Genomic DNA, 22268 nt, shown 5'->3' with positions numbered 1-22268 from the left:
CTTGCGGACTGTCAGATCGCTTGGTGTGGGGCGTTCACGGCGTGCTTCCGAGAAACGGATTGAGAATGGTGAGTCCGCCGATGCTGCGGCCGTGCTGCATGTCCTCGCTGTAGAGCGTGTCGCATCCGGCTTCGATCGCAGCGGCAATGATCAGCGCGTCGTAAAAAGCAAGCGTGTGGTCGCGGGCAAGCGCAAGCGCCGCGGCGTGCGTGTCGGCGGTGAGCGGTGCCGTATCCGGAAAGCGAAACCGGATCGATTGCACCGCAGCTTCGATCACAGGCCAATCCTGTTTCTGCTTCTTGCGCAACACGTTGGTGAACTCGTTCAGCACCTGTGTGCTGATGACACCGCCGCCGGCAATCGTGGTCAATGCGCGCTGCCGCCGGACGTCGGTCGAAAAGGCATAGATCAGGACGTTGCTGTCGAAGAAAGCGCTCACCGCTCGTTCGCCTCGTCGCGGTCGAATTCGTAGCCTTCGGGCAGGGGAAATTGGAACTGTTCCGCCTGCTTGAGAAATTCTGCCCGCTTGTCGATCTTCTCCACCGCGATCTGGCCTTTCGAGGCCTTCACGACGTCGAGTTCGTCGCCGGGGGCGAGGTTCAAGGCTTCAACGAGTCTCTTGGGCAAGCGAACCGCAAGGCTGTTGCCCCATTTGGAAACCAACATTGCTTGCTCCACGATATACAATATATTTGTATATCTTAAGCAGGATATCATCAAGTGCAAGTAGCCCAGACATGAGCCAAAACGCTGGTCGGAAACCCAGCGAACGTCATCCGCCAGGCGGCTTTCCCCAATTGACGATTCCTGGCATCGCGCTCGGCTGGGACCGACTTTCCGACCAGCCGGCGGGTGTCATTGTCTTCTCGAAGTCTGCAACAGATGGCGGAGCAACGAAGACGGCATCATCGTTGAGCGTCAGCGGTTGAATGTCGATGCTCGCAGGGCAAAGAAAATCCGGCGCTCGTCCGACGTTACGCTCGACGGCAGCCACCAAAGCATCCTGATCGTGCGTTAACGGCTTGTAGCCGTTGATCCACTGCGTTCCGAGCATATCGAGAACGGCGGAGATGTTTTGAAGCTTGCGTTCGATCAAGCCTTCAGACCGATGCACGGTCGTCATGAGCTGGCGCCGATTCTGCGCCTTGCTGTAGGCAAGGCCCGCCCTCTCGGAGATCAACATCTGAAAATAGCTATCGACCACTGCGGAGATCTCGCTCTCCGTCCAAAGTGTGCCAGCGATCTCCTCGGTTTGCTCCCGGTCCAAGTCTCAGCTTCTTGGACTTGAATAGTATCAGGCACGCTGCTGGCGCAACGGCGGCACCTAAAATGCAGGAAACCGCTTCGTTGTAAGCGATTAGATTCGTCTTACTTCACCGCCCCAAAGCGGCTGTCGAACGAGTTCGATGACACCACCGGCGCAGCTCCCATGATCTGCGTCGCTTCACCGGCACCATCCGACACCGACGGCTTCAGCGCTGGGCGCGTCGCGGCGAGGCGGGTGTCGGGCTTCGCCGGCTCGGCGGGTTTGGCGGCCACGATCGGCTTCGGCGCCTCCTTGGCCGTATCTTTGGATTTGTCGTGTCCCGGCACGAACCGGGTCACTGCGGCTTTCAATCTCGACGCTGCGGTGGGCGGCGTTGTCGACGGCGCGGCCGGGGCGACGGACGCGGTGGCCTGCGGTGGAGGCGTGGTCGCCGTGGTATCGGCGGTGCCCATGCCCATCTTGCGGCCGAGGTTGGAGAAGAAGCCGGCTTTCTCAGCCGGCGCGGCGTTGGCGACACGGGCGTTGGCGGGCGCGCTGACGGCGACGACCGGCTCTGCCTGCGGCGAGGGTGCGGCTGCGTCGAGATTCGGCTTCGGCGGATTGACGTGGCCGGGGATCGTGCCCGGCGCCTTCGCCATCGCCAGCATCTGCAAGGTCGTGCCTTCGGCGCCCTCGGACAGACCGGTCGAGCCTTCCGGAATCTTCGCGGCAAAGATCTTGTTCATGCCGCCGTCGATGCCGGTGTTCATGCGCGCCACCGGTGTGCCGCGCGAAACCAGCTTGTTGTACTCGGCCTGGTCGCGCGCATCCTTCTCGCGCACGGCGCGGGCGATGTCCTCGGGGATCACATAGGCCGGACATTTTGCCGAGGCGTCGAACACGGGATCACGCTTGGCGTCGGGCGCCTTGGTTGCGTCGAAGACGTATTTCTTCTCGCAGAAATCGACCTTCGGCTCCTGCCGCGTCACTTCGAAATGATCATAGCCTTCCTTGATCATCTTCCAGAACGGCATGTTCGGATTGTTCCGGTGCTTGGCCATGTTCACCGGCGTCATCTTGAACGGATAGGCCTGGAACTGGAACGCTTTCTGGCCGCCGAAGAAGGACTCGCGCCCGAGCGAATAGATCTCGGCGATCTGCTCGTCGGTCATCGCGTAGCAACCGCGCGAAGAACAGTCGCCATGCACCATCAGCTGCGAGCCGGTACGGCCGAGCGCGCGATCAAATGCGTTGGGAAAGCCGGTGTTGAACGAGAGGTAATAGGCCGATTGCGGATTCATCTGGCCCGGATTGATCGAATAGAATCCCTCTGGCGCCTGGCGGTCGCCTTCACGGACCTTCGGCCCCAAATCGCCCGACCAGCGGCAGATCGGATAGGTCTTGAGCAGGGCGAACTGGCCGTTGCGGGCCTGCTTCCAGATCTCGAGCTCGGCCTCCTGCTTGAACAGGCGCACCAGGATCGGCGATTGCAGGTCCATGTCCTTTTCGACCATCGCGGCGAGAAGTTTTGGCGGGACCGGCTGGTTGGCCTTGGCGTTGGTCGCGAGCGAGACCTGATCGGTATCGCAGCCGGCCAGCACAATGCTGGCGGCAAGCGCAACCGAAGCCAAAACCGCGCGAGCAAGCGAACGAGAAATCAAGACGGACCCCACACCGTGCCGGGCATCGCGCAAACCCCAATCTTGAAGCATGATCCGACCGGCCATCCGGGCCCGTCGCGACGGGCTTTTTCGCAATCACACTCCAGCGCTTATGCCCTGAAGCCATTGATTAAAATTCTAACCTCTGGGGCATGTGGTCGCAACCCGAGCGGGGATCACGAGCCCGTTGGCCCAAAGGTGTGGTCAACGAAGACTTAAACTGGGCCGTAACTTGGGCCTTGCGGCCAAACCGGTACTCAGGTCGCTGATTTGGGCAAAAAAAGGGTTAACGCGGAGTTACTGCGTAGCTCTTCACCTCCCCCGCTTGCGGGGGAGGCCGGGAGAGGGCTCGGCCGGCATCGGGAGTGTCGCGTGGGGAGATACCCTCTCCCCGACCCTCCCCCGCGAGCGGGGGAGGGAGCACACCACCGTTGCGGCCCGAATCAGCCCAGTTTCCGGCCGATATCGAGAAATTTCTGCCGTCGGTGCTTGCGGACGGCGTCGCCGTCGAGGCCGCGGAGCTCGTCAAAAGCCTTGGCGATGGCGTCGCCCGTGGTGGCGATCATGGCGGCGGGGTCGCGATGGGCGCCGCCGACCGGCTCCTTCAGAATGCTGTCGATTACGCCGAACCGGAGCATGTCCTGGGCGGTGATCTTCATGTTGTTGGCGGCTTCCTGCGCCTTGGAGCCGTCGCGCCACAGGATCGAGGAGGCTGCCTCGGGCGAGATCACGCTGTAGATCGCGTGCTCCAGCATCAGGACCTTGTTGGCGGTGGTAATGGCAATGGCGCCGCCCGACATGCCCTCGCCGGTGATGATGGCGACGTTCGGCACGGTCAGCGCCAGACAGGCATCGGTCGAGCGCGCGATCGCCTCGGCCTGGCCGCGCTCTTCCGCGCCGATGCCGGGATAGGCACCGGCGGAATCGGCGAGCGACAGCACCGGCAGGCCGAAGCGCTCGGCCATCTCCATCAGCCGCACGCATTTGCGATAGCCCTCGGGCCGCGCCATGCCGAAATTATGCTTGATGCGGCTCTCGGTGGAATCGCCCTTTTCCTGGCCCATCACGCAGATGGCCTCGCCGCGGAAGCGGCCGAAGCCGGCGACCAGCGCCTCGTCCTCGCCGAACTTGCGGTCGCCGGCGAGCGGAGTGAACTCGGTGATCAGGCCCTTGATGAAGTCGTTGAAATGCGGCCGCTGCGGATGCCGCGCGACCAGCGTCTTTTGCCACGGCGTCAGGTTCAGATAGAGATCGGCCAGCGCCTGCGCTGCCTTGTCCTCGATTCGCCCGATCTCATCAGTGATGTCGCTGCCGGAGGCCGCAAGCGTCCGCAATTCGTCGAGCTTGGAATCGAGCTCGGCGACGGGCTTTTCGAAATCGAGATAGCTGCGCATCTGGTCTGGCATCAACTCAATATAGGGAGGGCGGGGCGAGGCGGCGAAGCAGATTCAAGCCTTCGGAAAGAAGTGTAGCTTCTTCAATGAGTTGGCTTGTGCACTCTTAGGTCGCCCGCCAAATCAATCGTGAGGCCCCGGCTCTTTCTGCGGAGATGTGGCCGAAGTCAAGGCGGTTTAGTTCACCTCTCCCGCTTGCGGGAGAGGTCGGCGCGAAGCGCCGGGTGAGGGCTTTCTCCTCTTGGGGAGTGTCCCGTTGCGGAGAAACCCTCTCCCCAACCCTCTCCCGCGAGCGGGAGAGGGAGCGCGCCTCCCGAGACCTTACTTCTCCGCCAGCGGATGCAGGTCGCGAACGAGGCTCTTCAGCCGCTCCTCGACCACGTGGGTGTAGATCTGGGTCGTCGAAATGTCGGTGTGGCCGAGCAGCGTCTGCACGATCCGCAAATCGGCACCGTTGTGAAGTCAAGTGGCTGGCGAACGCATGGCGCATCACGTGTGGGGAGACCAGCCGGGCCTGCAGGCCGGAAGCGACCGCGAGCTCCTTCAGGTCGCGGGCAAAATGCTGCCGCGTCAGATGCCCGCTCTCGCCGAACGAGGGGAACAACCATTTCGAGGCCGCCACGCTGTTCTTCTTGTCCGTCTTGTTGTTTTCCTTGGCGGCTTCCGTCGCCGCGAGATAATCCGCCATCGCCTGCCGCGAGGCCTCGTTGAGCGGCACCAGCCGTTCCTTGTTGCCCTTGCCGCGTACCACGATCATGCGGGCGTCGCGCTTTGCGGCGGTGCGCGGCAGCGCCACCAGCTCGGAGACGCGCAGGCCGGTGGCGTAGAGCACCTCGAGCAGGCAATAGAGCCGCAAAGCGCGCAGCCGTTTCGAGGGCGAGGCATCTTCCGCCGTACTCAATTCCATGGCGCGGCGGAGCATGCGGTCGACATCCGCGATCGACAGCACCTTTGGCAGCCCGCGGCCGCGCTTGGGGCCGGACAGGATCGCCGCGGGATCTTCAGCGCGGATGCGCTCGTTGAGGAGAAAACGGTAGAGATGCCGCATCGCCGACAGCCGCCGCGCGACGCTGGTGGACTTGAAGCCGCGCGTGTCGAGGTCGGCGAGATAGTCGCGCAGCGTCTGCGTCTCGGCGTCCGCAAATGTATGGCCGACGCGGCCGAGAAATTCCGAGAAATCGGTGAGGTCGCGGCGGTAGGCATCGAGCGTATTGGGGCCGGCGCCCTGTTCCGCGGCGAGCATGTCGAGGAACAGGCCGGTGAGCTTGGCATCTGAGGGCTTGTTAGCGGAAGATCTGGCACGCATGCCCGGTAGCCTAGCTCCTATTTCTTGAGAAATTTGTCCGCCGGGATCGTCACCGTCATTTCCCGCGGCTTGGGGTTGACGAAGTTCGCCAGCGCGAAGACCACGCCATAGACAATGCCGGCGATTACGGCGACGACCGTCAGGAAGCGGAACAGGCTGGGCATCGGGCAAGGTCTCGGAGAGGGTCTCGGGCGGCCGAATTAACCAATGAAATCATCCAACATGTTCGCCGTTTCGTGGCAAGAGTCCTCTGGCGAGGCCCCCTTTGGGGTCGTATAGGTGGCCAAAGCATGCCGCCTTTGGCGGCAGTTCGAGCGAGACCTATTCGAGCGAGACAAATGTCCGACGCCGCGTTGCCGATCCAAGCTTCGCCCGAGGCCGACATCCTGTCGGCGCTGGGCGCGCGCTCGATCGTGCTCGTCGGCATGATGGGGGTAGGCAAATCCACCATCGGCCGCCGCATGGCGATCCGGCTCAAGCTGCCCTTCGTCGATGCCGACACCGAGATCGAGGCGGCGGCCGGCATGACCATACCGGAAATCTTCGAGCGCCACGGCGAGCCGCATTTCCGCGATGGCGAGGCCCGCGTGATCGCGCGTCTGCTCGACGGCGGCCCCATCGTGCTGGCGACCGGCGGCGGCGCCTTCATGCGCGAGGAGACGCGGGGCCGCATCGCGGCGAAGGCGATCTCGATCTGGCTCAAGGCCGATGCCGACGTCATCATGCGCCGCGTGCGCCGGCGCGCCGACCGTCCGCTGCTCCAGACCGCCGACCCCGAAGGAACCGTGACGCGCCTGCTCATTGAACGCGAGCCGGTCTACGGCCATGCCGACCTCACCATCGCCTCGCGCGACGTGCCGCACGACAAGATCGTCGAGGAGACCATCGAGACGCTGCGCGCCCATCTCTGCGGCGAACAGGCGTCCCCGCCACCAGCCGACGTCGCGAGTGCCGCACGATGACCGCGCCTTTGAAACATTCCGATCCCGTCAACGTCGAGGTCGCGCTCGGCGATCGCGCCTATGACATCGTCATTGGCCGCGGCGTGCTGGCCTCGCTGGGCGAACGGGTCGCGCGTTTACGTCCCGGCGTGCGCACCGCGATCGTGACGGATCGCACCGTCGCAAAATACTGGCTCGAACCCGCCGAGGCCTCGCTCGCAGCCGCCGGCATCCCGACATCGCGCATCGTCGTCGAGGAAGGCGAGATCTCGAAAACCTATGCCGGGCTCGAAAAGGTCAGCGAGGCCCTGATCGCCGCAAAGATCGAGCGCAACGATCTCGTCGTCGCGCTTGGCGGTGGCGTTGTCGGCGATCTCGCCGGCTTTGCGGCAGCGATCCTGCGCCGCGGCGTCGATTTCGTGCAGGTCCCGACCTCGCTTTTGGCACAGGTCGATTCCTCCGTCGGCGGCAAGACCGGCATCAACTCGCCGCAGGGCAAGAATCTGCTCGGCGCCTTTCACCAGCCGGTGCTTGTCGTCGCCGACACCGCCGTGCTCGACACGCTGTCGCCGCGGCAATTCCGCGCCGGCTATGCCGAGGTCGCCAAATACGGCGTGCTCGGCGATGAGGCCTTCTTCACCTGGCTTGAGAACAACCATTCCGACATCTCCAGGGGCGGCGCGGCGCGCGAGCATGCGATCGCGACCTCCTGCCGCGCCAAGGCCGGCGTCGTCTCGCGCGACGAACGCGAGACCGGCGAGCGCGCGCTGCTCAATCTCGGCCACACGTTTGGTCACGCGCTGGAAGCGGCGACTGGGTTCTCCGATCGTCTGTTCCACGGCGAGGGCGTTGCGATCGGCATGACGCTGGCGGCGCAGCTCTCGGCCAGGCTCGGCATGATCGGCGAAGCCGATGCCGCGCGCGTCGAGCGGCATCTGATTGAGGCCGGCCTGCCGACGCGTTTGCAGGACATCGCGGGCTTCGCGCAGGAAGGGCTTGCCGATGCCGATGCGCTGATGGCGCTGATGTCACAGGACAAGAAGGTCGAGCGCGGCAAGCTCACTTTCATCCTGCTGGAGGCCGTGGGGCGCGCCGTCATCGCGAAGGACGTCGAGCCGGCTCCGGTGCGCGATTTCCTCAAGGACAAGCTCGCCCTCAAGGCGTGATACGCGGCTGAACGGCGTGAGAGCGTTTTCGAGCGAAGTGGGTACCGGTTCGCGTCAGGAAAACGCGTCAAAACAAGAAACCAGAGTGGTTCATGGACTGGCTCGGATTCACCATCGTCGTCCTCTGCCTGCTCGTCTCGGGCTTCTTTGCCGCGAGCGAGACCGCGCTGATCGGCGCCTCGCGTGCCAGCATGTTGCGGCTTTCCAAGCAGGGCAACCGCGACGCCGACGTGGTCTCGCGACTGCTCGCCATGCGCGAGCGCCTGATCGGCGCGCTGCTGCTCGGCAACAACATCGCCAATATCAGTGCGTCCGCCCTTGCCACCAGCATCTTCACGTCCTGGTTCGGCGATGTCGGCGTGCTCTATGCGACCGGCGTGATGACCGTGCTGGTGGTGATCTTCGCCGAGGTGCTGCCGAAGACCATCGCCATCAACGCGCCCGACCGCATGGCGCTTGCGGTGGCGCGCCCGATGCGGATGACGATGTACGTGCTGGGGCCGCTGCTCAGAATCGTGGAAGTCATCGTGCGTCTGTTGATGCGTATGTTTGGCCTCGCCGGCGAGCACCAGGCGATCCTGTCGCCGACCGAACGCCTGCGCGGCGCGGTCGACCTGTTGCATCACGAGGGCAAGTTCGAGAAGCAGGATCGCGACATGCTCGGCGGCCTGCTCGATCTGCGGGAGCTTCAGGTTTCCGACGTCATGATCCATCGTACCGAGATGACGATGATCAACGCCGACCTGCCGCCGGAAGAGCTGGTGCGCGAGGTGCTGGCGACCGAATACACCCGCATCCCGCTGTGGCGCGAGAAGCCGGAAAACATCATCGGCGTGCTCCACGCCAAGGATCTGTTGCGCGCGATCCGCGCCTCGGACGGCGACACCTCGCGCATCGACGTCTCCACCATCGCGCTGCCGCCCTGGTTCGTGCCGGAGATGCGGCCGGTGTCCGAGCAGCTCAAGGCGTTCCGCCGCCGCAAGACCCATTTCGCGCTGGTCGTCGACGAGTACGGCGAAGTTGAAGGTCTTGTGACGCTGGAAGACATTCTGGAAGAGATCGTCGGCGACATCTCCGACGAGCATGACGTCGTGGTCGCGGGCGTACGCGCCCAGCCGGACGGCTCGGTCGTCGTCGACGGCTCGGTGCCGATCCGCGACCTCAACCGCGCCCTGGACTGGCATCTGCCCGACGAAGAGGCAACCACGGTTGCCGGCCTCGTCATTCACGAGGCGCGCTCGATTCCCGACCGCGGCCAGAGTTTCACCTTTCACGGCTTCCGCTTCCGCGTCCTCCGCCGCGAACGCAACCGCATCACCGCGCTCCGTATTTCACCGGTGCCGCGCGAGTCGGAGGTGGACGAGGCGAAGCCGAGAAGGGCCGGGACCTCGTTTTGACGCCGTAGCTTGGGGCTCTGAAGCTTCCACATCGTCATGGCCGGGCTTGACCCGGCCATCCACGTCTCACTGGCCGCACCAAGAACGTGGATGCCCGGGACAAGCCCAGGCATGACGACCATTTTCGATGATGCACGAGGCTCCAGCCGAGGGTGATGAGCCTCAGCCTTCCCCCGGCGCCTGCGCGTGGATGGCCAGCGCGTGCACACTGCCGGAGAGTTCCGCGGCCAGCGCCGCATTTATCATGCGGTGGCGATCGACGCGGCTCTTCCCTTTGAAGGTCTGAGACACGATATATACGCGGAAGTGCGTCTCGCCGCTCGGCCGATGGCCGGCGTGGCCCTCATGCAAATGTGACTCGTCGACGACCTGCAGGCTTTCCGGCGTGAAGGCTTCCTGCAACTTGTTGCTGATAGTATCTCTCATAGCCATGGATGTGCCATTAAGGTGCGAGGTCGCTGTCCGTTGTTTGCGCAGGCCGCCTCTGGCGGCCGTTCTTGAGAACGCCGAAGCGGAGCTTCGGCTATGTGTTTTCAGCTAATTGCAATGTCAAGACTTGAAGGTTTTTGCATTGCGTAGTCAAAGTCAGTCATGCCGATCGATTCATCAAAGTTCTTCGACTCCATCCGGGTCAAGCCGAAAGGCAAGCAGCCGGAAGTGAAGCCGCGCGACGCCGTGGTCAACTGCGAATGGACCGGGTGTCAGAACAAGGGCGCCCATCGTGCGCCCAAGGGTCGCGACAACCAGCGTGAATACTGGCACTTCTGCCTGAACCACGTGCGCGAGTACAACCAGAACTACAATTTCTTCTCCGGCATGAATGCCGACGCGGTCGCGCGTTATCAGAAAGATGCGCTGACCGGCCACCGTCCGACCTGGAAGATGGGCGCCAATGGCGGCGTCAAGAAAGGCGCGGAGGCCGAGATCGACGGCGCCTTCGATCCGTTCAGCATGTTCCAGGAGCTCAACGGCCGCTCCGGCTGGCGCGCCGGCCCGCAGGCCGCGCCCAAGGCCGAGACGCGCAAGATCATGAACGCCGAGCGCAAGGCGCTCCAGGTGATGGGCCTCGGCCTCGACTCTTCGCTCGCCGACGTCAAGTCCAAGTACAAGGCGCTGGTGAAGCAGCACCACCCCGATGCCAACGGCGGCGACCGCTCCACGGAGGATCGCCTGATCGAGATCATCAAGGCGTATAATTATCTGAAGACCGTGGTGCGCGAGGCGTAGGTCCCGCACTCGCTTTCTTCCCTTCTCCCCTTGCGGGAGAAGGTGGCGCGAAGCGCCCGATGAGGGGTTTCTCCCGGCGAATTCAACTGCAAGAGATGAGGGTGTCGAGACAACCCCTCACCCGTCTCGCCGCTCCGGGCCACGCATTCCCTACTCGTTCGGCATCGTCCCCACATACGACGAACTCGGCCGGATCAACCGCCCCGTCCGCTGCTGCTCACGCGCATGGGCGGTCCAGCCGGCTGCGCGGGCCACCGCGAAGATCGGCGTAAAAGCCTGTCTTGGAACCGCCAGCGCATCGAGCAGGATCGCGGTGAAGAACTCGACATTGGTTTCCAGCGGCCGGTCCGGATTCTTCTTGCGCAGCGCGCTGCGGATATAGGCCTCGACCTCGCCGGCAAACGGCAGGCCGGCGCCGTCCGAGGCGAGCGCCTCGATCGCGGTCTTGAGCACGTCGGCGCGGGGATCGCGCACGCGATAGACGCGGTGACCAAAACCCATCATCCGCTCGCCGCGTGCCAGCGCCGCATCGACCCAGGTCTGGATGCGCTCGCGCGAACCGATCGCGTCGAGCATTTCCAGCACCGGCTCCGGCGCGCCGCCATGCAGCGGGCCGGTGAGCGCGCAATAGCCGGCGGTGACGGCGGCGAACAGATCGGCTTGCGTCGAGGCCACCACGCGCGCGGTGAAGGTCGAGGCGTTCATGCCGTGATCGCAGACCGTGACGAGATAGGCGTCTAACGCCGTGACCTCGCGCGTCGCCGGTGCGCTCCCGTGCAGCATGCGGAGCGTATCGGCGGCGTGGCTCACGCTCGGATCGGGCGCCACCGGATCGAGACCTTTGGCGCGCCGGACCAGCGCACCTGCGATCACCGGAAATGCGCCGACGATGGTCGCCTCGTGCTCCAGCCCGTGCTCCGCGCGAAGTCCCGCGACCGCCGCGCGAAACCCGTCGACGATGCCCATGCCGCTTGTCGCCGGCAGCAGGTCGGCCAAACGCGCGAAAGCGCGTTCGCGTGCGGCGCCAAGGTTCGCCCGCACATTGGCTTCGCTCAGCGTGGTCTTGCTGGCGCCGTTCCAGAGCCGGGCGGTAACGCCCTCAAAGCTCGACTGGCTCGCCAGTCGGCCGACATGCTCGCCGACGATGATCAGCTTGCCGCGCTCGCCGTCGACATGGCTCAGCACGGTCTCAGCCGCGGGAACGCCGTCCAGCCCGATCTGACTCTTGGTGAGGTGGATGTTCATGGCCCAATCTCCGTTTTGCTATGCAGCGAAAGGTCGGGCCTCTCGACAGATTGATCAATCTTGATTACATAAATCAATATGAAAAATTCTGAGGAGCTCTATCTCTCGGCCCGGGAGGCCGCCGCCGAACTCGCGATCTCGCCGGCCACGCTCTACGCCTATGTCAGCCGCGGCCTGGTCCGCTCCGAGCCGACGCCGGACTCGCGCAAGAACCGCTATCGCGCCGAGGACGTCCGCGCCCTCAAGGAGCGCCGGGTGCCGTCGCCGGAGCCGCGCGGCCTGCGCAGCTTCGACGCCGATTTGCCGGTCATGGATACGGAGATATCCACCATCACCGAGGACGGCGCGATCTATCGCGGCGTCAATTGCGTCGATCTCGCCGAGAACGACACGCTGGAGCACACCGCGACGCTTCTGTGGGACGTCTCCGGCGTCGATCCCTTTGCACCTGACAACTTTCCAGCAATATCCGATGAGATGCGCCTGATCGCGCAGGCCGCGCGCCGCGCCGCGCCGATTGATCGCGCCATCGCGGTGCTGGCGCTCGCATCGAGCGCCGATCCCCGCGCCTTCACCCGTGCACATGACGGACGTGCGATGGTCGGTGCGCGCATTGTCCGGCTCCTGGTCGCGACCATGCTCAACACGGAGCCGTCGGCCGAGCCGTTGCACCAGCAGATCGCCAGGGCCTGGGCGCCCGACAACAAGCACGCGGCCGATCTCATCCGCCGCGCGCTGGTTCTGCTCGCCGAGCATGAATTGAACGCGTCCACCTTCACCGCGCGCTGCGCGGCCTCGACCGGCCTCAATCTTTATGACTCCGTCATCGCCGGCCTCGCCGCGCTGAAGGGGCCGAAGCACGGCGGCGCCGGCGTGCTCGCCTCGCAGCTCGTCAAGGCGCTGGTGGATCGTGACGTCGAGCCAATGGTCCGCGAACGCGTCGCGCTCGGCGAACGCTTTGCCGGCTTCGGTCACGGCGTCTACAAGCGGGGCGATCGGCGCGCGCAGTCGCTCCTGAATGCCCTGGCCCGCGCCGGCGCACCGCGCAAATTCACCAAGGAGGTGCCGGAGCGCATCGCGGAGGCGACCGGCGAGCTCGTCAATATCGACTACGCGCTCGCGGTGCTCGTGCACGCACTGCGCCTGCCTGTAGGCAGCGAGCTCGCGCTGTTCGCAATGGCCCGCAGCGTCGGATGGATCGCGCATGCGAGCGAGCAATTGCAGCACGGCAAGCTGATCCGCCCGCGGGCCCGCTATGTGGGCCCGGCGCCGGGTCGGAGAGGGACGGCTACCGCGTTCAAGAGCTAAGGAGTGCCGCGCCAGTCATAAGCGATGCGAGGAACGCCATGAAAGATGACGAACGCCGCGCATGGAGGGCAAAGAGGCCTTGAAGATCAAGCTGGAGGTGCTGGTAAATGCAGTGCCGCCGGGCGTTGAAACGATCGCCGGCGGCGCTGAATCTCTTCCCCGGAAGGAACTAACAAAATCCCGGATGTAAATAGGTCGGGACGAGCGGTGTGAAGGTTCACTCGCTGAAACAAATCAGGCGGGTTGCCGCTTGTGGATAAAATCGTGAAGAGCCCGGCTCAACTTCTCAAGTCAGCGCCAAGACGCCTGCGCAACCTGGGATGTCCTATCGACGACGCGGATGAGGATGACGAGGGCTCAGGTGAGGGCCCTAAAACCGGCTGCCAACTGCAACGGCCTTGTTCATGTTTAGAGTGGTGCGCGCAGGTCGGGAGATGAAAGCCATTCGTTGGTTTGCGCGGCGACATCAAGCTGACGAAGCTTCTCCAAAAGCTTGTTGCGTTTCAATCCGGGTGCGAGAAGAGACATCGCCGCTTCGATGCGCTTGTGTTCATCAGCAAGACGTTCACGCAGTGTTGGCGATTTGTTGACAAGCCAGGTCATAGCCGCTCCTTTAAGCGTTGGGCGGGAGCATTACCGGACTCTCAGTCGCCGATATGAGCCATAAGGCAACGCGGCGATGGCGGAACTAGGCGCCTGTTGAGTTCTGAAGTCCATCTAATTCGTTTCGCGGTGCGAACTGGATAGGCCACCGCCTCTTTCAGCGTGGTTCGCGCCACTCGGAGACACGCCAGCACTTGGGGCGCTCGGGATCTCTCTTTTCTGCCAACAACCGGACGCGTTAGGCGCGGTCATAGCCTGAAGACTTACTCGCGTCGGGAGTTGCCAACACAAGCGGCCGAGAGCCGGAACAAATACAAGTTGTTCTCGTGGAACCATCTTCCGTTATGGTTGTTGCCAATGTGGTCCCCGGAAGTGGCGGGACCGAAGATCCAAAAAGTCAGCAGCCCAAAATGTTTAGATTACTCTCGGCGACGGCGATGGTCTCGCTCCTCGGAGCTTTGGTTATTGCCCTACCGGGTTTCGCCCCCGAGGTGCAATCGAGTGAGGTCGTCGCGATGGCCAAGGGTGACCGGCTTGAAGTCCGGGCCGCAGTTTCGAATTGCTCCACACAGATCTGGCCCGATTTCTCCGCCTCTTGTTTGCAAGACAGGGGCGAGGGCGGAAAAATCGTGGAAGCTCGTCTTGTGACCGCCCGCCGATAGGCTGGATTCCGTTCATCCGTTCATCGAAGATGACGCGCTGACGGAAGCCGCGAATGCTTGTCGTCTCGTGCGAAAGACCCAGTCATCACGAATCACGCCGAGCCGCCGATTGGCCGGGCAAGTCCTTTTCGCCATTCGCGAACAATTCTCCGGACCGATCCATCCGCTCCGTCGAAAGTGTGAGGCCATCCATGTCAGCAGATCCAGTTTCGGTACCGAATGTGCTTGTCGTCGAGGACGAAATGGTCCTGCGCATGCGCGCAGTCGACATCGTGGTGGATGCCGGCTTTCATCCTGTCGAGGCCGTCAACGCCGACGAGGCGATATCGATTCTCGAGTCCCGCTCGGACATCTCGCTGCTATTTACGGACATCCAGATGCCCGGAAGCATCGATGGTTTGAAACTCGCGCATGCGGTGCACGAGCGCTGGCCCTCGATCAAGATCATACTGGTTTCGGGTCAAGTGAAGCCATCTGACGCGGAAAGGCCGGAGAATAGCCGCTTCTTCGGCAAACCGCTCGGCGTCGAGCAGATGATTGCCGAGTTGCAGAAAATGGTGGGTGCGGGGGCGCTCAGGATTGTTCCGGGACCAACCGAATGGCCGGCGGATCAGACGCTTCGCGCCCCGGTGGCAGCTGATTCCGAGTCCCACCACGCGCAGGATGCCGTCCTTTCCGCGGAGAACGACAGCCTTCGCCTGCTGCTTGAACAGGCCGGGATTGACGCGCAGGCCCTCCTTATCCAGGCCGGGATCGACGCCGAGCAGCGACAAGCCGCTGACAAATTGCAGAAGTTGATCCTCGGGGAGCTTCATCATCGCGTCAAGAATACGCTGGCGATGGTCAGCGCTATCGCGTCCCAGAGCTTCCGCGCAGCCCCCAGCATAGAGCACGGACAGAAGGCAATGGAGGGAAGGCTGACGGCATTGGGACGAGCGCACGATCTGCTGATGCAGGTCAGTTGGGCGGATGCCAGCCTTACTCACACGCTGAGCAGCGCGACGGAGCCCTATGACGGCCAGGGCGATCGACGCTTTCATTTCAACGGACCGGACATCAGGATTACATCCGCAGCGGTCATCGCGCTCGCGATGACCGTCAACGAGCTGTGCACCAACACCACCAAGTTCGGGGCGTTGTCGGTTCCTGCGGGCCGCGTCGAAATTACGTGGACGATAGACGAGCTGAAGCAGAGACTCCGCCTGGTCTGGATGGAAAGAGGCGGTCCGGCCGTGGAGCCTGCAACCCGGCGAAGCTTCGGCACCCGAATGATGGAGTCTCTCGGCCAACAGCTGACCGGTCGGGTGCAACTTGCCTACGAACCCGGTGGGTTCATCTATTCATTGGATGTGCCGCTTGGCTCGGTCGCGGTGCCGCCCGAAGCAATCCTCTTACGCTAGCGCCGATCTCGAAAGGGTCAGGTCAGCATTTGCGGCAACGCGACCCGTCGCGGGGTGCTTATGAGATTGATTTTCGGGCTCTATCCAACGGTGATGTTCGTTCGATCTCCGCTCGAGGCCGGGCGATGACGCTGACATAACGGGTCGAGTGATGTTCGGCAAACAGCGACGATGGTCGCCGTTGTAGGAGTTTCCCCAACTGGTACGCTGAGGTCTAAGCCCGCGGCTTTGCTTCCGCGACGACGGCTCCGTGGCGGCGACGGTAAAACCAGATCGTCAGTCCCAGAATGATCGCTCCGCCCACCACACTGAGAATCCAGATGTGTTTGCCGAGATGATCATGATGCGGCAGCCCGGCATATTCATGCAGCACCGACACCGCCAAAACACCCGGCAGCACATGCGCGGGCGCCCAGACCAAAATCGCGGGGACGTTGATGGCGTAGAAGCGGGCCGGGGGCATGCCCAGCGCGCCGGCGGTGACCGGCACAAAGGCCCGGATCGGCGGCACGAAGCGGGCCAAGAACACGGCCCAGGCGCCGAAGCGGCGGAAGAAGTTTTCGCTCTGCTCGATCACGCGGGGATAGTTGGTCAGCGGCCAGGTGTTGAGAATCTCGCGCTGCTGCCGGTGCCCGATCCAGTAGGCCGACCCGTCGCCGAGCACAGCGCCAATTGCCGCCGCCAGCAGGACCCATTGCAGCTTCAGCTCGCCGCCCGGAACCAGCGCACTCAGCGCCAGGATGATGGTCGAGCCGGGAATCACCGAGCCGACCACCGGAACCGCCTCCAGCAGGGCCGCCAGGAACAGGGTCAGATAGGCCAGCCACGCATGGGCCGAGACGAATGAAATGAAGGGATCGAGGAAGGACGTCACATCGTCTCTGTGGTGGGATTGAGCTGTGGGGTTCAGACCCTACATAAGTAACAAGCGGCGGTAAAAGTGCCACCCACGTGCGCAGGGCCGCGCATCCGGCACGAAGTTCAAGCGTGATTCGCAAGGCAGCCCTCCAAAATCTGCGTTCCTTGCCTATCTAAATGAAAAGACAACGGAACTTTGATTGGGGGGCGGGCTTCTGCCCGCACGTTGTCTCTGATAAGTTCGCCACCGCACCCAGCCGCAGCCAACGTGCAAATAACTGGTCTCGGGACCGCCCGGGGCCTCGGAGGATTGATGACGACCGCCGCCCTGTCCAAAGTTGAGGAAGTTTCCGGTCTGCCCGACATGAAGGTGTCGGTGCGCCAGGTCTTTGGGATCGACACCGATCTCGAAGTGCCGGCCTATTCCGAAGTCGATCCTCATGTACCCGAAGTTGATTCCGACTACCGTTTCGACCGCGCCACCACGCTCGCCATTCTCGCCGGCTTTTCCCGGAACCGCCGCGTCATGGTCACCGGCTATCACGGCACCGGCAAATCCACCCATATCGAGCAGGTCGCTGCGCGGCTGAACTGGCCCTGCGTGCGCGTCAACCTCGACAGCCATATCAGCCGTATCGATCTCGTCGGCAAGGACTCGATCGTGGTCCGCGACGGCAAGCAGGTCACCGAATTCCGCGACGGCATCCTGCCCTGGGCGCTCCAGCACAACATCGCGCTGGTGTTCGACGAATATGACGCCGGACGCCCGGACGTGATGTTCGTGATCCAGCGCGTGCTGGAAGTCTCCGGCCGCCTGACGCTGCTCGACCAGAACAAGGTGATCAAGCCGCATCCGGCGTTCCGCATGTTCTCGACCGCGAACACCGTCGGTCTCGGCGATACCTCGGGCCTCTATCACGGCACCCAGCAGATCAACCAGGGCCAGATGGACCGCTGGTCGATCGTCACCACGCTGAACTATCTCAGCCATGACGAGGAAGTGGAGATCGTGCTGGCGAAGGCCAAGCATTATCGCACCCCGGAGGGCCGCGACATCGTCAACAAGATGGTGCGCCTTGCCGATCTCTCCCGTAACGCCTTCGCCAATGGCGATCTGTCGACGGTGATGAGCCCGCGCACGGTGATCACCTGGGCGGAGAACGCCGACATTTTCAGCGATATCGGCTTTGCGTTCCGGGTCACCTTCCTCAACAAATGCGACGAACTCGAGCGTCCGCTGGTCGCCGAGTTCTACCAGCGCTGCTTCAACGCGGAGCTGCCGGAATCCTCGGTCAACGTGGCCCTCAGCTGATTTCTCTCGGTATGTCGTCCCGGCGAAGGCCGAGACCCATACCGCGAGGTCTCTCGATTAGATCGACACGGGTAGTTTTTCCTGACGCAATGATCGCCGGTGGTTATGGATCCCGGCCTTCGCCGGGACGACGGGTAAAGGCGAGATGAGCACGTCATCCAATTCCAAATTTCGTAACACCAAGGAAGCTCCGACCGAGCCGTTCAAGCGCTCGGTCGCGGCCTGCCTGAAGGCGATCGCCAAATCGCCCGAGCTCGATGTCAGCTTCGCCGCGGAGCGTCCCGGGCTCGCGCCGGGCAAGGCGCGGCTGCCTGAGCCTGCGCGAAAAATGACCAAGCGGGATGCTGCGATCGTGCGCGGCCACGCCGATTCCATCGCGCTCAAGCTCGCCTGTCACGATCCAAAACTGCATCGCAAGCTGATGCCCGGCAATCCGCAGGCGCGCGGCGTGTTCGAGGCGGTTGAGCAGGCCCGCGTCGAGGCGATCGGCGCGCGTCGCATGGCGGGCGTTGCCAAAAACCTCACCGCGATGCTCGACGACCATTTCCATCGCGGCAAGTTCGACGAGATCACCGACCGCGCCGACGCACCGCTTGCGGACGCGCTGGCGATGCTGGTGCGCGAGCGCCTGACCGGCATGGCGCCGCCGACGGCTGCCAAGAAGGTCGTCGACCTCTGGCGTCCCATTCTCGAAGACAAGATCGGCAAGCGGCTCGACCGGCTCGATATCCTGGTCGAGGACCAGACCAGGTTCGGCGATGCCGTGCATGATCTGTTGACCGCGCTCGAGATCGGCGACGAGCGCAATGCCGACAGTGAAGACAACGACGACAACGAGGACAATCAGGACGGCGACAACGACCAGTCCGGCGCCGAGGGCTCGCCCGATTCCGACGCCGCGCAGGAGATGAGCGCCGACCAGGCGCAGGCCAGCTCGGAAGATATGAGCGAGAGCGCGATGGAAAGCGCGCAGGCCTCGACCTCCGATACCTTCGACGACGCTGAGCTCGGCGACGACGAGACGCCGGGCGAGGCGACGCGTCCGAACTCGCACGGCAAGAACGAGCCGCGCGGGCCGGAATATCACGCCTTCGCGCCGAAATTCGACGAGATCATCGCCGCTGAAGACCTCTGCGACCATGACGAGCTGGAGCGCCTGCGCGCCTATCTCGACAAGCAGCTCGCGCATCTGCAGGGCATCGTCGCCCGTCTCGCCAACCGCCTGCAGCGCCGGCTGATGGCGCAGCAGAACCGCGCCTGGGAGTTCGATCTCGAAGAGGGCATTCTGGATCCCGCGCGCCTGTCGCGGGTGGTGACCGATCCCTATCACCCGCTGTCCTTCATGCATGAGAAGGAGGCGACCTTCCGCGACACCGTGGTGACGCTGCTGCTCGACAATTCCGGCTCGATGCGCGGACGCCCGATCACGGTCGCGGCGACCTGCGCCGACATCCTCGCCCGCACGCTGGAGCGTTGCGGCGTCAAGGTCGAGATTCTGGGCTTCACCACGCGCGCCTGGAAGGGCGGGCAATCGCGCGAGGCGTGGCTTGCCGCCGGCAAGCCGGCCAATCCCGGCCGTCTCAACGATCTCAGGCACATCATCTACAAATCGGCAGATGCCCCGTGGCGTCGTGCGCGAAAAAACCTTGGCCTGATGATGCGCGAGGGGCTGTTGAAGGAGAACATCGACGGCGAGGCGCTGGACTGGGCGCACAAGCGCCTGCTCGGCCGGCCCGAGCAGCGCAAGATCCTGATGATGATCTCCGACGGCGCGCCGGTCGACGATTCCACGCTGTCGGTCAATCCCGGCAACTACCTCGAGCGGCATCTGCGCCACATCATCGAGGAGATCGAGACCCGCTCGCCGGTCGAGCTGATCGCGATCGGCATCGGCCATGACGTCACGCGCTATTATCGCCGCGCGGTGACAATCGTGGATGCCGAAGAGCTCGGCGGTGCCATCACGGAAAAACTCGCCGAACTCTTCAGCGAGACCAACACCGCACCCACGCAACCGGTCAACCGCCCGCGACGCAAATTGCATTCGTGAGCAACCATCGATCCCGCCGCAGCTTTATCGGCCAAGCGGCGGCGGGATTTTCCATTCTCGCACTTTCTCGCCTGGCGCAGGCGCAGCCTGCGACCGAGCCGCCGCCGCGCACCTCGCTGATCGAGCACGTCGTCGCCGCGCCCGTCCGCATCGAGGTGAACGCGCGGCCGATTCCGAATTTCGCACCGCGCGACGGTTCACGCACGCGCTTCGGTTCGCTGGAGTATCGCAGCGGCCTTGTGCTGACCTCGCCGCATCGCGGCTTCGGCGGCCTGTCCGGCTTTCGCTTCCTCGATACCAAGGGTGAGCGCTTTCTCGCGATCTCCGACCAGGGCACCTGGTTCACCGGCGCGATCCGCTATTCCGGACGGAGCATGACGGGTCTCGACGACGTCGAGGCCGCGCCGGTGCTCAATGCGGAGGGACGGCCGATCACCGATAAGCGCCTGTGGTACGATACCGAGTCGCTCGCGCGTGACGGCTCGTTGGTCTATGTCGGGCTCGAGCGCGTCAACCAGATCATGCGTTTCGATTTTTCGAAGGGCGGCATCCGCGCCCGCGGCGAGGTGCTGCAGACGCCGCCGGCGGTGCGCAAGCTGCCCTACAACAAGGGGCTCGAGGCGCTGGTGTTTGTCCCCACAGGCCAGCCGCTTGCGGGCAGCTTGATCGCGCTGTCGGAGGGCGGCTTCGATGCCGACGGCAATCTGATCGGATTTTTGATCGGCGGCCCCACGCCGGGCCAGTTCAGCATTCGCCGCACCGACCAGCAGTTCATCAGCGACGCCGTGCTGCTGCCCTCGGGCGATCTCCTGATCCTCGAGCGCAAATTCTCCTGGTTCACCGGCATCGATATCCGTATCCGCGCGATCCCCCTGAAGTCGATCGCGCCGGGCGCCGTGGTCGACGGCCCCGTGCTGTTCAAGGCCGATCTCGGCCACGAGATCGACAACATGGAAGGCATCGACGCCCACGTCACCGCCGACGGCGAGACCGTGCTGACGTTGGTGTCGGACGACAATTTCTCGCTGCTCCAGCGGACGCTGCTGTTGCAGTTCGCGCTGGTGGAGTAGGGCGGCCCGGCGCGCTCCCGCAATGCATGACGTTACGGGCCGCCATTCCCTCCGCGCGGCTGGCAATCCGCGTTTCCATCACTACACTCCCTCTGTCGCCCCTCCATCCTCCGGAACTCCCCCCGCATGAGCGCCCTGTTTTCCCCGATCAAGCTGCGCGGCCTGACACTGAAGAACCGCATCGTGGTGTCGCCGATGTGCCAGTATTCGGCCGACGACGGCGTCGCCAATGACTGGCACTTCACCCACATCAACAATCTCAGCCTGTCGGGCGCGGCGATGTTCTGCATCGAGGCGACCCATGTCGAGGCGATCGGCCGCATCACGCCGGGCTGCCTCGGGCTCTACAGCGACGCAGCCGAGGCCGCGCTGAAACAGGTCCTCAGCTCGGTGCGCAAACATTCCTCCACGGCGGTCGCGATGCAGCTCGCGCATGCGGGCCGGAAAGCCTCGAGCGCGCGGCCCTGGGACGGCGGCCAGCTGATTCCGCTGAGCGAAGGCGGCTGGCAGGCCGTGGCGCCGTCCGCGCTGCCGCACAAGGAAGGCGAGGCCGCGCCGCTCGCGCTCGACACCGCAGGCCTCAAGCGCATCCGCGACGCTTTCGTCGAGTCCGCGAAACGCGCGGATCGCATCGGCATCGACGCGATCGAGCTGCACGGCGCGCACGGCTATCTCCTGCATCAGTTTCTGTCGCCGATCTCGAACAAGCGCACCGACGAATACGGCGGTAGCTTGCAAAACCGCATGCGCTTCCCGCTGGAGGTTTACGATGCGGTGCGCGCGGTGTTTCCGCACGACAAGCCGGTCGGCATGCGGGTGTCCTCGACCGATTGGGTCGAGGGCGGCTGGGATCTGGCGCAGACCATCGCATTCGCCAACGCGCTGAAGGCGCGCGGCGTCGACTGGATCGATGCCTCCTCCGGCGGCGTCTCGCCGCTGCAGAAGATCCCGCTCGGCCCCGGCTACCAGGTGCAGTTCGCAGAGGCCATCAAGCGCGAGACCGGATTGCCCACCATCGCCGTCGGCCTGATCACCGATGGAAAGCAGGCCGAAGAGATCGTCGCATCCGGCAAGGCCGACATGGTCGCGCTCGCCCGCGGCATGCTCTACGATCCCCGCTGGGCCTGGCACGCCGCAGCGGACGTCGGCGGCGAAGTCGAGGCGCCGCCGCAATACTGGCGCTCGCAGCCGTCGACACAGAAGGCGCTGTTCGGCAAGACCACGTTCGGGGCGAGGTGAGGTCTTCACCTGCCGCCCATCTTTCTGCCGCCCATCTTTCTGCCGCCCATCCTTCGAGACGCCCGCCTTTGGCGGGCCCTCAGGATGAGGACGGAGTGCGCGGTAGCACTTTCGGCAGGCAAGGATGCCGCTCAGCCTCATCCTGAGGAGACCGCAAAGCGGTTGTCTCGAAGGACGAGGCGC

General features: G+C 63.9%; 21 protein-coding genes and 1 pseudogene. 11 read left to right on the top strand and 11 right to left on the bottom strand.

Annotated features, from left to right (window positions below):
* Positions 1–34 precede the first annotated feature (34 nt).
* From ACVWYI_RS00795 to ACVWYI_RS00765, 7 genes and pseudogenes are all read right to left on the bottom strand, one after another.
* A complete protein-coding gene (locus ACVWYI_RS00795) occupies positions 35–439 on the bottom strand; it encodes a PIN domain-containing protein (RefSeq protein WP_247340122.1) in 405 nt (134 codons plus the stop codon).
* On the bottom strand, positions 436–666 hold the full coding sequence (locus tag ACVWYI_RS00790; RefSeq protein WP_247340121.1) for an AbrB/MazE/SpoVT family DNA-binding domain-containing protein: 231 nt from the start codon (positions 664–666) through the stop codon (positions 436–438). The genes ACVWYI_RS00795 and ACVWYI_RS00790 overlap by 4 nt, the downstream gene beginning before the upstream one ends.
* A gap of 106 nt (positions 667–772) precedes the next feature.
* On the bottom strand, positions 773–1267 hold the full coding sequence (locus tag ACVWYI_RS00785; protein ID WP_456660943.1) for a hypothetical protein: 495 nt from the start codon (positions 1265–1267) through the stop codon (positions 773–775).
* Between the two features lie 101 nt (positions 1268–1368).
* Entirely contained in the window at positions 1369–2907 is a 1539-nt protein-coding gene (locus ACVWYI_RS00780; RefSeq protein ID WP_354050193.1) for a L,D-transpeptidase family protein, read from the bottom strand.
* A gap of 443 nt (positions 2908–3350) precedes the next feature.
* Positions 3351–4313: an acetyl-CoA carboxylase carboxyltransferase subunit alpha gene (locus tag ACVWYI_RS00775; RefSeq protein ID WP_247340112.1), complete on the bottom strand. Its 963-nt coding sequence runs from the start codon at positions 4311–4313 to the stop codon at positions 3351–3353.
* 309 nt (positions 4314–4622) lie between these two features.
* Positions 4623–5607 (bottom strand): annotated as a pseudogene (xerD, locus tag ACVWYI_RS00770) (site-specific tyrosine recombinase XerD).
* Positions 5608–5624: 17 nt separating this feature from the next.
* The gene (locus ACVWYI_RS00765) at positions 5625–5771 is read right to left on the bottom strand and encodes a histidine kinase (protein WP_247340106.1); all 147 of its coding nucleotides are present in this window, start codon (positions 5769–5771) and stop codon (positions 5625–5627) included.
* A gap of 174 nt (positions 5772–5945) precedes the next feature.
* Between ACVWYI_RS00765 and ACVWYI_RS00760 the strand changes: the two genes are divergently transcribed.
* From ACVWYI_RS00760 to ACVWYI_RS00750, 3 genes are all read left to right on the top strand, one after another.
* The gene (locus ACVWYI_RS00760; protein WP_247340104.1) at positions 5946–6569 is read left to right on the top strand and encodes a shikimate kinase; all 624 of its coding nucleotides are present in this window, start codon (positions 5946–5948) and stop codon (positions 6567–6569) included.
* The gene (aroB, locus tag ACVWYI_RS00755; RefSeq protein WP_247340103.1) at positions 6566–7714 is read left to right on the top strand and encodes a 3-dehydroquinate synthase; all 1149 of its coding nucleotides are present in this window, start codon (positions 6566–6568) and stop codon (positions 7712–7714) included. Before ACVWYI_RS00760 ends, aroB begins: the two co-directional genes overlap by 4 nt.
* A gap of 92 nt (positions 7715–7806) precedes the next feature.
* The gene (locus tag ACVWYI_RS00750; RefSeq protein WP_456660942.1) at positions 7807–9111 is read left to right on the top strand and encodes an HlyC/CorC family transporter; all 1305 of its coding nucleotides are present in this window, start codon (positions 7807–7809) and stop codon (positions 9109–9111) included.
* 162 nt (positions 9112–9273) lie between these two features.
* Here ACVWYI_RS00750 and ACVWYI_RS00745 read toward each other — a convergent pair whose 3' ends face one another.
* Positions 9274–9543 (bottom strand): BolA family protein, encoded by a 270-nt coding sequence (locus ACVWYI_RS00745; RefSeq protein WP_456660941.1) that lies wholly within the window; start codon positions 9541–9543, stop codon positions 9274–9276.
* Positions 9544–9702: 159 nt separating this feature from the next.
* Between ACVWYI_RS00745 and ACVWYI_RS00740 the strand changes: the two genes are divergently transcribed.
* Positions 9703–10338: a J domain-containing protein gene (locus ACVWYI_RS00740; protein ID WP_456660940.1), complete on the top strand. Its 636-nt coding sequence runs from the start codon at positions 9703–9705 to the stop codon at positions 10336–10338.
* Between the two features lie 150 nt (positions 10339–10488).
* On the opposite strand, the gene ACVWYI_RS00735 is transcribed toward ACVWYI_RS00740, so the two are convergent.
* A complete protein-coding gene (locus ACVWYI_RS00735) occupies positions 10489–11583 on the bottom strand; it encodes a citrate synthase/methylcitrate synthase (RefSeq protein WP_456660939.1) in 1095 nt (364 codons plus the stop codon).
* A 78-nt stretch (positions 11584–11661) separates the two neighbouring features.
* Between ACVWYI_RS00735 and ACVWYI_RS00730 the strand changes: the two genes are divergently transcribed.
* Together ACVWYI_RS00730 and ACVWYI_RS00725 are read left to right on the top strand one after the other, a co-directional pair.
* Complete coding sequence (locus tag ACVWYI_RS00730; protein WP_456660938.1) at positions 11662–12891, top strand: citrate/2-methylcitrate synthase; 1230 nt, start codon at positions 11662–11664, stop codon at positions 12889–12891.
* Positions 12892–12952: 61 nt separating this feature from the next.
* Positions 12953–13081 (top strand): hypothetical protein, encoded by a 129-nt coding sequence (locus tag ACVWYI_RS00725; RefSeq protein ID WP_456660937.1) that lies wholly within the window; start codon positions 12953–12955, stop codon positions 13079–13081.
* Between the two features lie 218 nt (positions 13082–13299).
* On the opposite strand, the gene ACVWYI_RS00720 is transcribed toward ACVWYI_RS00725, so the two are convergent.
* Positions 13300–13494: a hypothetical protein gene (locus tag ACVWYI_RS00720; RefSeq protein ID WP_456660936.1), complete on the bottom strand. Its 195-nt coding sequence runs from the start codon at positions 13492–13494 to the stop codon at positions 13300–13302.
* Positions 13495–14347: 853 nt separating this feature from the next.
* Between ACVWYI_RS00720 and ACVWYI_RS00715 the strand changes: the two genes are divergently transcribed.
* Complete coding sequence (locus tag ACVWYI_RS00715) at positions 14348–15556, top strand: sensor histidine kinase (protein ID WP_456660935.1); 1209 nt, start codon at positions 14348–14350, stop codon at positions 15554–15556.
* A gap of 214 nt (positions 15557–15770) precedes the next feature.
* On the opposite strand, the gene ACVWYI_RS00710 is transcribed toward ACVWYI_RS00715, so the two are convergent.
* Positions 15771–16430: a DedA family protein gene (locus ACVWYI_RS00710; RefSeq protein ID WP_456660934.1), complete on the bottom strand. Its 660-nt coding sequence runs from the start codon at positions 16428–16430 to the stop codon at positions 15771–15773.
* A gap of 297 nt (positions 16431–16727) precedes the next feature.
* Here ACVWYI_RS00710 and cobS point away from each other — a divergent pair, with 297 nt between their 5' ends.
* The 4 genes from cobS to ACVWYI_RS00690 all read left to right on the top strand — a co-directional run bounded on the left by cobS (position 16728) and on the right by ACVWYI_RS00690 (position 22085).
* Positions 16728–17726, top strand: coding sequence for a cobaltochelatase subunit CobS (gene cobS / locus ACVWYI_RS00705; RefSeq protein ID WP_456660933.1), 999 nt, complete (start codon positions 16728–16730; stop codon positions 17724–17726).
* Between the two features lie 145 nt (positions 17727–17871).
* A complete protein-coding gene (gene cobT / locus ACVWYI_RS00700; RefSeq protein WP_456660932.1) occupies positions 17872–19776 on the top strand; it encodes a cobaltochelatase subunit CobT in 1905 nt (634 codons plus the stop codon).
* Positions 19773–20846, top strand: coding sequence for an esterase-like activity of phytase family protein (locus tag ACVWYI_RS00695; protein WP_456660931.1), 1074 nt, complete (start codon positions 19773–19775; stop codon positions 20844–20846). Before cobT ends, ACVWYI_RS00695 begins: the two co-directional genes overlap by 4 nt.
* A 126-nt stretch (positions 20847–20972) precedes the next feature.
* Positions 20973–22085: an NADH:flavin oxidoreductase/NADH oxidase gene (locus ACVWYI_RS00690; RefSeq protein WP_456660930.1), complete on the top strand. Its 1113-nt coding sequence runs from the start codon at positions 20973–20975 to the stop codon at positions 22083–22085.
* Positions 22086–22268: the final 183 nt, after the last annotated feature.

The organism is Bradyrhizobium sp. LB13.1, assembly GCF_054056815.1.
The sequence above is the reverse complement of the archived record's forward strand: the minus strand, read 5'-3'. Positions and strand labels throughout refer to the sequence as shown.